The sequence below is a fragment of the Streptomyces sp. NPDC019937 genome (assembly GCF_040631655.1).
In the GTDB taxonomy this organism is placed as follows: Bacteria; Actinomycetota; Actinomycetes; order Streptomycetales; family Streptomycetaceae; genus Streptomyces.
The window spans coordinates 62,654-72,673 of record NZ_JBEYAL010000046.1; the positions used below are offsets into that span (position 1 = coordinate 62,654).

8 protein-coding genes are annotated in these 10,020 nt (G+C 71.7%); 6 read left to right on the forward strand and 2 right to left on the reverse strand.

The window, feature by feature from the left end:
* Positions 1 to 78: 78 nt before the first annotated feature.
* On the reverse strand, positions 79 to 2,370 hold the full coding sequence (locus ABZ562_RS34600; RefSeq protein WP_361487509.1) for a transglycosylase domain-containing protein: 2,292 nt from the start codon (positions 2,368 to 2,370) through the stop codon (positions 79 to 81).
* 270 nt (positions 2,371 to 2,640) lie between these two features.
* Between ABZ562_RS34600 and ABZ562_RS34605 the strand changes: the two genes are divergently transcribed.
* From ABZ562_RS34605 to ABZ562_RS34620, 4 genes are all read left to right on the forward strand, one after another.
* Entirely contained in the window at positions 2,641 to 3,441 is an 801-nt protein-coding gene (locus ABZ562_RS34605) for an ABC-2 family transporter protein (RefSeq protein WP_361487512.1), read from the forward strand.
* Positions 3,442 to 3,508: 67 nt separating this feature from the next.
* Positions 3,509 to 4,273, forward strand: a complete 765-nt coding sequence (locus ABZ562_RS34610) for an ABC transporter permease (protein ID WP_361487535.1) — start codon at positions 3,509 to 3,511, stop codon at positions 4,271 to 4,273.
* Positions 4,274 to 4,279: 6 nt separating this feature from the next.
* Positions 4,280 to 5,323, forward strand: coding sequence for an ATP-binding cassette domain-containing protein (locus ABZ562_RS34615; RefSeq protein WP_361487515.1), 1,044 nt, complete (start codon positions 4,280 to 4,282; stop codon positions 5,321 to 5,323).
* Positions 5,324 to 5,332: 9 nt separating this feature from the next.
* On the forward strand, positions 5,333 to 6,133 hold the full coding sequence (locus ABZ562_RS34620; RefSeq protein WP_361487518.1) for a DUF1707 domain-containing protein: 801 nt from the start codon (positions 5,333 to 5,335) through the stop codon (positions 6,131 to 6,133).
* Between the two features lies 1 nt (position 6,134).
* Here ABZ562_RS34620 and ABZ562_RS34625 read toward each other — a convergent pair whose 3' ends face one another.
* The gene (locus ABZ562_RS34625; protein WP_361487520.1) at positions 6,135 to 7,442 is read right to left on the reverse strand and encodes an SGNH/GDSL hydrolase family protein; all 1,308 of its coding nucleotides are present in this window, start codon (positions 7,440 to 7,442) and stop codon (positions 6,135 to 6,137) included.
* 274 nt (positions 7,443 to 7,716) lie between these two features.
* On the opposite strand from ABZ562_RS34625, the gene ABZ562_RS34630 reads away from it, so the two are divergent.
* Together ABZ562_RS34630 and ABZ562_RS34635 are read left to right on the forward strand one after the other, a co-directional pair.
* Positions 7,717 to 9,054 carry a DUF445 domain-containing protein gene (locus ABZ562_RS34630; RefSeq protein ID WP_361487538.1) on the forward strand — a complete coding sequence of 446 codons (1,338 nt, stop codon included), beginning with the start codon at positions 7,717 to 7,719 and terminating at the stop codon, positions 9,052 to 9,054.
* A gap of 75 nt (positions 9,055 to 9,129) precedes the next feature.
* On the forward strand, positions 9,130 to 9,930 hold the full coding sequence (locus ABZ562_RS34635; protein ID WP_361487523.1) for a class E sortase: 801 nt from the start codon (positions 9,130 to 9,132) through the stop codon (positions 9,928 to 9,930).
* The last annotated feature ends 90 nt before the right edge of the window (positions 9,931 to 10,020 follow it).

Consider the following 10,020-nt stretch of genomic DNA (forward strand, 5'->3'; position numbering starts at 1 on the left):
GAGTGCGCAGAGGGTGGTGACGGGTCTCCGTCACCACCCTCTGCCGTGTCCGCCGGGCGCGGGCGCCGGGCGCCGGGTTCAGCCGCCGTCCGCGCCTCCGATGTCCCCGCCCGGGTCGCCGGGCCCGCCGGGGCCGCCGTCGGTCGGCGGGCCGGTCGGGAAGTCCGTGGGCGGGGTCTGCGGGGCCTCGGTGCTGGGCTCGGTCGGCGGGTCGAACGTCGGGAACGTGGGGGGCTCGCTGGGGGCCGTCGGCTCCGTGCTGGGCGGCGTGGTGGGGATCGACGGGGCGGAGGGCTGGGCCTCGGTGGGGGTGGTCGGCAGATCGGGGGTGCCGGCGCCGTCCTCCAGCTTGAGGTCGAAGTCGGCCGGGGGCTTTCCGTCCAGCGCCCCGGAGACGTAGTCCGCCCAGATCTCGGCGGGGTAGCCGCCGCCGTTGATCCGGTCCAGCCCGGTGGCCCCGTACAGCGGCTTCTGGACGCCGGTGTTCGAGTCCTGGCCCATGACGGCCACGACGGTCGCCAGGTCGGGGGTGTAGCCCGCGAACCAGGCCGCCTTGTCCTCCTCGGCGGTGCCGGTCTTGCCGGCGGCCGGGCGCTCGGCGCCCTGCGCGGCGGTGCCGGTGCCGCCGTCGACGACGCTCTGCAGTATCGAGGTGGTGGTGTCCGCGGCGGTCCGGGGGATGGCCTGGCGCTCCGCCCGGTCCGGCAGCTTGACCTGGGCGCCGTCCTTGGTGACCTCGGCCACCAGGCTGTACTGCCCGTGCCGCCCGTGGTTGGCGAGGGTCGCGTAGGCCTCGGTCATGTCCAGCACGCTGGCGGTGGCGGGGCCGAGCGCGATGGAGGGGGAGGCGTGCAGGTCGGGGGTGTCCCTGGGGATGCCCAGGTCGATGGCGGTCCGCTTGACCTTGGCGGGGCCGACGTCCTCGGCCATCTGCGCGTACACCGAGTTCACCGAGTTGTCGGTGGCCGTGGTGACGTCGATGTCGCCGTAGTCGACGTCGTCCTCGTTGGCGGGCGCGTAGCCGGTGGGGCCGTCCGGTCCGATCACCTCGCGCTTGTTGTCGCCGTTGTAGAGGGTGTCCGGGGTGATCGTCTGGCCGTCCTGGGTGGTGGCCTCGTTGGCCACCGCCGAGGTGAAGACGAATGGCTTGAAAGTGGATCCCACTTGGTAGTCACGGCGGGTCGCGTTGTTGACGAACTGCTTGGTGTAGTCGATGCCGCCGTAGAGGGCGACGACCTTCCCGGTCCTGGGGTCGATCGAGGCGCCGCCCGCCCGGACGTAGCGGTCGACCTTGCGGTCGTGGTCGAGCTTGCTCATCAGCCGGTCGCGGACGGCCCCCGCGAAGGCGTCCTGCTTGTTCTTGTCGATCGTGGTGGTGATCCGGTAGCCGCCCCGGGCCAGGGTCTGCTCGTCGATGATGCCGTTGCTGGTCAGGTAGTCCTCGACCGCTTCGACGAGGTAGCCGCGCTGGCCGGACATGCCGGAGGGGGCCTTGGCCTCGGTGGGCTCGGGGAAGGTCATCTTGTCGCGCTCGGCGCGGCTGAGCCAGTGCTTCTTGACCATGCCGTCGAGGACGTAGTTCCAGCGGGCCTCGGCCCGCGGCTTGTTCTGCGGGTGGGCGATGATGTCGTACGCGCTGGGGGCGTTGAGCAGGGTGGCCAGGTAGGCGCTCTGGGCGGTGTTCAGCTCGTCGATGTTCTTGCCGTAGTAGGCCTGGGCGGCGGCCTGGATGCCGTAGGCGTTGCGGCCGAAGTAGCTGGTGTTGAGGTAGCCCTCGAGGATCTTGTCCTTGCTCACCTCGCGATCCAGCTTGATCGCGATGAAGAACTCCTTGGCCTTGCGGGTGACCGTCTGTTCCTGGTCCAGGTAGTAGTTCTTCACGTACTGCTGGGTGATCGTCGAGCCGGACTGCTTGCCCTTGCCGGTGGCGGTGTTCCAGGCGGCCCGGACCATCGCCTCGGGGTTGATCGCGGACTCGGAGTAGAAGTCCCGGTCCTCGGCGGCGAGCACCGCGTGCTGGGTCCGCTTGGGTACCTGGCTGAGCTGCACGTTCTCCCGGTTGACCTTGCCCTCGCGGGCGAGTGGGGAGCCGTTGGAGTACAGGAAGACATTGCTCTGGGCGAGGGCCGCCTTGTTGGCCGCGGGGATGTCGACGAGCAGATAGCCGGTGACCAGGCCGCCCGCGACGAGCAGGAGGAACAGCAGCGACCCGCCGACCGCCATCCGCCAGGTGGGGAGCAGCCGGCGCCAGCCGGTGCGCCGGGGGCGGCCCTTTCTGCCCGCGGTGCCGCCGCTGCCGGAGCCGTTGCGGCTGCTCGGGTCACCCACACCGGCCGTGCCGCCGTGGATCAGTTGGGGCTCGTCGCTCATGTCTCCTGAGACTCCTCGGCCGCCGTCGAGGGTTGCGCCGCGGCGGAATCGTGCACGGTCGGGCGATTCGCGTCGTACGCCCCATAAAACACTGTCGCATCATCCGTTCCGGGCCAGGGACGTGGCACGCACCCGTGACTGGTCTGTAACCGGCCGGACGAGTGATTCCCCTCACACCATCCGGTGAAAAACACCTGGCTGTGTCACCTTCCCGCGGACTAGGCTTCCAAGCTTTGGTGCCGTGCGGACGGGGGAGGGGGGAAGAGGCTGATGCGGCTCTACGCGGCCGTCGCGCTGAGCGGCTTCAAACGCTACGCGACGTACCGGGTGGCCACCGTGGCAGGGGTGTTCACCAACACCGTTTTCGGCTTCATCGTGGCGTACACGTACCGCGCGCTGTGGGAGATGCGTCCGCATCTCGGCGGGTACGACCTCTCCCAGGCCCTCACGTTCGTCTGGCTGGGCCAGGCGCTGCTGGCGACCGTTGCGCTGTTCGGCGGCGGCTTCCAGGACGAGCTGCAGGAGCGGATCCGGTCGGGTGACATCGCCGTCGACCTCTACCGGCCGGTCGACCTCCAGGTGTGGTGGCTGGCCTCGGACCTCGGCCGGGCAGCGTTCCAGCTGCTGGGGCGCGGCATCGTGCCCATGGCGTGCGGGGCACTGGCTTTCGAACTCACCCTGCCGGGCTCCGTGTTGACCTGGCTGTGTTTTCTGCTGTCGGTGGTGCTCGCGGTGTGTGTGGGGTTCGCGGTGCGCTATCTGGTCGCGCTGGCCGCGTTCTGGCTGCTGGACGGGTCGGGGCTGAGCCTGATGAGCGGGCTGCTGTGCATGTTCTTCTCCGGGATGGTGCTGCCGCTGAACGTGTTCCCCGGGCAGCTCGGCGAGGTCGCCCGGGCGCTGCCGTGGGCGGCGATGCTCCAGGTGCCCGCGGATGTCTTCCTGGGGCACCACCGGGGGGCCGCGGTGGCGGGGGCGCTGGCCTTCCAGGCGGGCTGGGCGGTGGTGCTGTTCGCGGCCGGGCGGGCGCTGCAGTCGGTCGCGACCCGGAAGGTGGTGGTCCAGGGTGGCTGAACCGGCTGACGAGGCGTTCGGGGCGCGGGTGGGTCAGGGGCTGCGCGCCTATGTGCTGATCGTCGGCATGTGGGTGCGCTCGACGATGGCGTACCGCACCTCGTTCCTGATCATGGCGTTCGGGAACTTCGCGGTGAACGCGCTGGACTTCGTCGCGATCGCGCTGATGTTCTCGCACATCGACACGCTCGGCGGCTTCACCCTCGCCGAGGTCGCCTTCCTGTACGGCACGTCCGGTACGGCCTTCGGGCTGGCCGATCTGACGCTCGGCAGTATGGAGCGGGTCGGGCGGCGCATCCGCGACGGGACGCTGGACACGCTGCTGGTGCGGCCGGTGCCGATCCTCGCCCAGGTCGCCGCCGACCGCTTCGCGCTGCGCCGGCTGGGCCGGATCGGTCAGGGGGCGCTGCTGCTCGGCTGGTCGCTGACCCGGCTGGACATCGACTGGACGGCCGGCCGGGTGCTGCTGGTGCCGCTGATGCTGCTGAGCGGGGCGGTGATCTTCGGGGCGGTGTTCGTGCTGGGCGGGGCCTTCCAGTTCTGGGCGAAGGACGCCTCCGAGGTGCAGAACTCGTTCACGTACGGCGGGACGACGATGCTCCAGTACCCGCCGACGGTCTTCGCCGAGGAGCTGCTGCGCGGCGTCACGTTCGTCATTCCGCTGGCCTTCGTCAACTGGCTGCCCGCGCTGTACGTCCTGGGCCGGCCGAACCCGCTGGGGCTGCCCGGCTGGATCGGCTTCGCCGCGCCGCTGGTGGCGTTCGGCTGTGCGGCGGTCGCGGGGCTGGCCTGGCGGGCGGGGCTGAGGGCGTATCAGAGCACGGGGAGCTGAGGACTCATGGACGACTTCATCGAACTCGACGGCGTCGAGAAGGTGTTCGAGGTGCGGCGCCGGGCCGGGCTGCTGCGCCGGGAGCGGCGCGAGGTGCGCGCGGTGGACGGCATCAGCTTCCGGGTGCCGCGCGGCGAGATGGTCGGCTACATCGGCCCGAACGGCGCGGGGAAGTCCACCACGATCAAGATGCTGACCGGGATCCTGGTGCCCAGCGGCGGCCGGCTGCGGGTCGCGGGGATCGACCCGTCACGGGAGCGCACGCGGCTCGCGCGCCGTATCGGGGTGGTGTTCGGGCAGCGCACCACCCTGTGGTGGGACCTGCCGCTGCGCGATTCGTACGCGCTGGTGCGGCGGATGTACCGGATTCCCGAGGACCGCTACCGGGCGAACCTGGACCGCTGTGTCGAACTGCTGGACCTCGGCGACCTGCTGGACGTGCCGGTCCGTCAGCTCTCGCTGGGCCAGCGGATGCGCGGCGACATCGCGGCCGCCCTGCTGCACGACCCCGACGTGCTGTACCTGGACGAGCCGACGATCGGGCTGGACGTGGTCAGCAAGGCGAAGGTACGGGCCTTCCTGCGCGAGGTGAACGCGGAGCACGGCACCACCGTGCTGCTGACCACCCACGACCTGACCGACATCGAACAACTGTGCAGGCGGGTGATGGTCATCGACCATGGCCGTCTGGTGTACGACGGCGGACTGGACGGGCTGCACGCGGTGGGCGGGAGCGAACGCACCCTGGTGGTGGACCTGGAGCGGGAGCTGCCGCCGGTCGACATCCCCGGCGCGCGGACCGTGCGGGTCGAGGGGCCGCGGCAGTGGCTGGCGTTCCCGGCCGCCGCCAGCGCGGCACCGCTGGTCGCGGCGGTGGCCGACCGGTATCCGCTGGTGGATCTGTCGGTGCGGGAGCCGGAGATCGAGGACGTCATCGCCCGCATGCTCTTCCCTGGGGAGGACCCCGAGAAGAATCCCGGGGAAAACCCCGGAACGGACCCGGGTGCCGGGAGGCCGCGAGGGGCGGTCAGGTCGGTCGGTCCGCATTAGTCTGTCCGTATGACGATTGAGGGATTTCCGCAGGGAGCGGTCCCCGACCTTCCGGGCGGGTCCCAGATGCGTGCCTCCGACGCCGAACGCGAGCGCATCGCCGAGGTGCTGCGGGACGCCGTCGCCGAAGGCCGCCTGGACATGGAGGAGTTCGAGGAGCGGCTGGGCGCGGCCTACACGGCACGCACCCACGCCCAGCTGGAGCCGCTGATCCGGGACCTGCCGGTGCCCGGCGCGGCGGCCGCTCCCGCGCCGCCGTCCCCGGACGCCACGGGCGGCCTCACCGCCCGGGACGGCTGGGCCGGGCGGATCGGCGGCGCCCCGACGTCGAGGATGGCCCTCGCGATCATGGGCGGCTTCCAGCGCAAGGGCACCTGGACCGCGCCCCGCGCCTTCACCGCCCTCGCGGTCATGGGCGGCGGCGAGATCGATCTGCGGGAGGCCCGCTTCGAGGGCCACGAGATCGTGGTCCGCTGCTTCACGCTCATGGGCGGGATAGAGGTCATCGTGCCGCCCGACCTGGAGACGCACGTCAGCGGCATCGGCATCATGGGCGGCTTCGACCACCGGGGGTCGGCCGACGGCGACCCCACCGGCCCCCGGGTGACCATCACGGGCCTGGCGGTCTTCGGCGGGGTCAACGTCCAGCGCAAGCTCCGCAGGGAGGAGCACAAGCGGCTCAAGGCGGAGCGCCGCCGGGAGAAGGAGGCGCGCAGGGAGGAACTGCGCGCCGCGCGCCGTGAGCGCCGTGCGGAGCTGGAGGACGAGCGGGCCGAGCGCCGGGCCCGCAGGCACGACTGGGGCCACTAGCTCACAGCTCGGCGGCCGCGCTCCCCCGCAGGTAGTCGAGGGGGAGCGCCCGCGCCATGGCCCGGTAGCCCTCGTCGCTCGGGTGCAGATGGTCGCCCGAGTCGTACGACGGCCGCAGCCGCAGCGGGCTGGCCGGGTCGCGCAGCGCCTTGTCGAAGTCCACGACCTCGTCGTAGACCTTCCCGGCCCGGATCTGGGCGTTGACCCGCTCACGCACCGAGTCCAGCAGCGGGGTGTACCCGCGGTGGCCGTAGAACGGCGACAGGGTGGCCCCTATGACCCGCAGGCCCCGGGCGTGCGCCTGCTCGGTCATCCGCCGCAGCCCGTCCACGATCTTGTTCGGGTCGGTCTGGTGGGGGATGCGCAGGATGTCGTTGACGCCCAGCTCGATGATCACGGCCTTGACGTTCGTGCGGTCGAGCACGTCCCGTGTGAAGCGGGACAGCCCGCTGGGGTTGTTCGGCGGGAACTGGGTGCCGTCGCTCAGCACCCGGTTGCCGCTGATGCCCTGGTTGAGCACGCCGAGGCGGGGCGCTCCCGGCTCGGTGCGCAGCCGCTCGGCGAGGAAGTCGGTCCACCGGCGGTTGGCCCCGGCGGTGGAGGTGATGCCGTCGGTGATCGAGTCGCCGAGCACCGCGACCGAGCCCTGCGCCTCCTTGGACCACACGTCCACGGCGCTCAGGTAGCGCCAGAACGGGCTCTGTTCGGTGTACGCGGCGCCCGCCGTGTCCTCCGTACGGTCGCCGCGCGCCAGGTACGAGGTCTGACGGGCGTGCGGGTGGTACGTCACCGAGCCCGACGCCTGCGGGGCGTAGGTGGTGATCAGCAGGTCGGCGGCGGCCGGGATGTTCATGCGCACCGGGTCGCTGGTGGCGGCCTGGCCGGGCGGGATGGTCACCCAGGGGCGGTTGTCGAAGGTGAGCCGGCGCATGGTGCCGGTCGCGGCCGTCGGGTTGCTGGGGGCGGCCGCCAGCGCCAGCGAGGCATGCGTGATCGTCAGCGGGCGGGCGCTGTACAGGTTGGAGAGCTGGATGCGGGCGCCGGTGCCGCCGATGCTGGTGTGGATGACGTTCCGAATCGACATGCCGGACAGGCCGCGGAGCGTGTTCGGTTCGGCCGCGGCGGCCGACGCCGACCAGGTACCCACCCAGGACCCCGACGAAGCGGGGGCCGCCGAGTTGCGGGTGCCCTGCGCGGCCTCGTTCACGTTCCGGTCCCGGCCGCCGACCCCGACGAATATCGCGGTCGAGACGAGGACCACCACAGCCGCCAGCGCAGCGAACACGGCATAGGCCGTGCGTCTGGGCATAGGGGGCACGCTCATGGGCGGAGGTCTCCTCGGGCAGCCGGAGCTTCAGGCTCCGAAAGTGAACGGGAACGGCGAGCGACGCTGCTTCGCCGATGCGGTCCGGTCGGTCCTCCATGATCCCATGTCCGGACAGAGGTCCGCCTGTCGGCCTGCCCCCGGTTGGACGGGGTCGCTCCCCCAGACAGACGACGGGAACTCGCCGTTCGTTCCACTCAAGGACGAGTGAGACAGGAACGAGACAATGCAGAGGGGACGGCTCGACCGGGTGGAGGCCATGAACCGGACAACGACGGACGAAAACGGGCCGATCGCGCCCGGCGTGAGAGCGGCGGCCGGTGGCGTCGCCGCGTTCGCGGACACCCCCCTCGACGAGGAGCGGCGGCGCGGCGTGCGCCGGATGAAGACGATCGCCACGGGCATGCTGCTCGCCGTCGCGCTGGTGTACGCGGTCGCCAAGTGGGCGCAGAACTCCGGCGCCGGGGGCTGGGCCGGATATGTGGCGGCGGCCGCCGAGGCGGGCATGGTCGGCGCGCTGGCCGACTGGTTCGCGGTCACCGCCCTGTTCCGGCGGCCGATGGGGCTGCCCATCCCGCACACCGCGATCATCCCCACGAAGAAGGATCAGCTCGGGGCGACCCTGGGCGACTTCGTCGGCGAGAACTTCCTGTCCGGGGACGTCGTACGGATGCGGCTGCGCGCCGTCGGCATCGGCGGCCGGCTCGGCACCTGGCTGGCCGAACCCGCGCACGCCGACCGGGTGACGGACGAGTTGGCGACCGCGCTGCGCGGCGCGCTCACCGTGCTGCGCGACTCCGATGTGCAGGCGGTCGTCGGCGAGGCGATCACGCGGCGCGCGGACGCCCAGGAGATCGCGCCGGGGCTCGGCAAGCTGCTGGAGCGGATCGTCGCGGACGGCGGCCACCGCCGGGCCGTGGACCTGGTGTGCGTACACGCCCACGACTGGCTGGTCGAGCACAACGAGTCGGTGATGGGCGCGGTGACCGGCGGCGCGCCCGGCTGGACGCCGCGGTTCGTGGACCGCAAGGTCGGCGAGCGGGTCTACCGCGAACTGCTGCGCTTCGTCCGGGAGATGCGCGACATGCCGGACCATCCGGCGCGCGGCGCCGTGGACCGCTTCCTGTCCGACTTCGCCGGGGACCTCCAGTCGGACACCGGCACCCGCGACCGGGTCGAGCGGTTCAAGGGCGAGGTGCTGGGCCGCGGCGAGGTGCAGGACCTGATCGCCTCCACCTGGGCCTCGGTGCGGTCGATGATCGTCGCGGCGGCCGAGGACGAGCGCAGCGAGCTGCGGCTGCGGGCCCGGGCGGCGATCCTGTCGCTGGGCACGCGGATGGTGACGGACCCCACGATGCGCGGCAAGATCGACGGCTGGCTGGAGGACGCGGCCGTCTATGTGGTGACGACCTATCGGAACGAGATCACCTCGCTCATCACCGAGACGGTCGCGGGCTGGGACGCGGAGCACACCTCCCGGAAGATCGAGGCCCATATCGGCCGCGATCTGCAGTTCATCCGCATCAACGGCACCGTGGTGGGAGCGCTTGCGGGGCTGGTCATCTACACCGTCTCGCGGGCGCTGGGCGGCGGCTGACGGGTCGCGTGTCTGGCGGGTGCGCGCCGCAGGGCCTATGGTGCCCCTCCCGGTGGCCTGGGTGGGGAGGTCGGTGTGCGACGGCGGCGGCAGGTCCTTGTGGCCCGGGTGCTGTGGACCGGCGGCGAGATCGCCGTCACCATCGGGCTCGTCGTGCTCCTGCTGGTCGCCCACCAGCTGTGGTGGACCAACCGGGAGGCGCGGGCGGGCGCGAAGCGCCAAGTGGCGGAGCTGGAACGGCGGTGGGACACCGACGACCCCTCGGTGACGGCCCCCTCCGGCGATGCGGGCTCCACGGAATCCGGCGGTACGGGCGACACGGAAGGTACGGCCTCCGGCGGCACGGACGGTACGCACCGTCAGAAGGACACCGCCACCACCACCCTCCGCGCCGGAACCCCCGACCGGAACCAGACGTACGCGGTGATCCGCATCCCGCGCATCGGGCTCACCGCCCCGATCGCCGAGGGCATCAGCAAGCCGTACGTCCTCAACCAGGGCTACGTCGGCCACTATCCGGGAACCGCCCAGCCCGGGCAGATGGGCAACGTGGCGCTCGCGGGCCACCGCAACACCCACGGCGAACCGTTCCGTCACCTCGATGAGCTGCGCCCGGGGGACCGGGTGAGCGTCGAGACCTTCCGCGCCCGCTTCACCTATGTCGTCGAGCGCACCCTGCCGCGCACCTCGCCCTCCGACGGCACGGTGATCGCGAAGGTGCCGTACAGCTCGTTCCACCCGCGCTACCGGTACACCGAGCCCGGCTCCTATCTCACGCTGACCACCTGCACCCCCGAATACACCTCCCGCTACCGGCTGGTGGTGTGGGCCAGGCTGAAGGCGGCCGGGCCGCGCGTTGTCGGTGGCGCCCCCTAGGGGGTGTCGTGTGGATCATGCCGGGCTCCCGACGCCCGGCACGGCACCTCGCGGCCCCGCGCTCGTCGCACGCAGCGCCGCTGCGCTCTC

Bases quoted from the DNA above. Each gene is read 5' to 3' on its own strand.
- ABZ562_RS34605 (WP_361487512.1), top strand. From the start codon at position 2,641: ATGCGGCTCTACGCGGCCGTCGCGCTGAGCGGCTTCAAACGCTACGCG.
- ABZ562_RS34630 (WP_361487538.1), top strand. From the start codon at position 7,717: ATGAACCGGACAACGACGGACGAAAACGGGCCGATCGCGCCCGGCGTG.
- ABZ562_RS34615 (WP_361487515.1), top strand. From the start codon at position 4,280: ATGGACGACTTCATCGAACTCGACGGCGTCGAGAAGGTGTTCGAGGTG.
- ABZ562_RS34610 (WP_361487535.1), top strand. From the start codon at position 3,509: ATGTGGGTGCGCTCGACGATGGCGTACCGCACCTCGTTCCTGATCATG.
- ABZ562_RS34620 (WP_361487518.1), top strand. From the start codon at position 5,333: ATGACGATTGAGGGATTTCCGCAGGGAGCGGTCCCCGACCTTCCGGGC.
- ABZ562_RS34625 (WP_361487520.1), bottom strand. From the start codon at position 7,442: ATGCCCAGACGCACGGCCTATGCCGTGTTCGCTGCGCTGGCGGCTGTG.
- ABZ562_RS34600 (WP_361487509.1), bottom strand. From the start codon at position 2,370: ATGAGCGACGAGCCCCAACTGATCCACGGCGGCACGGCCGGTGTGGGT.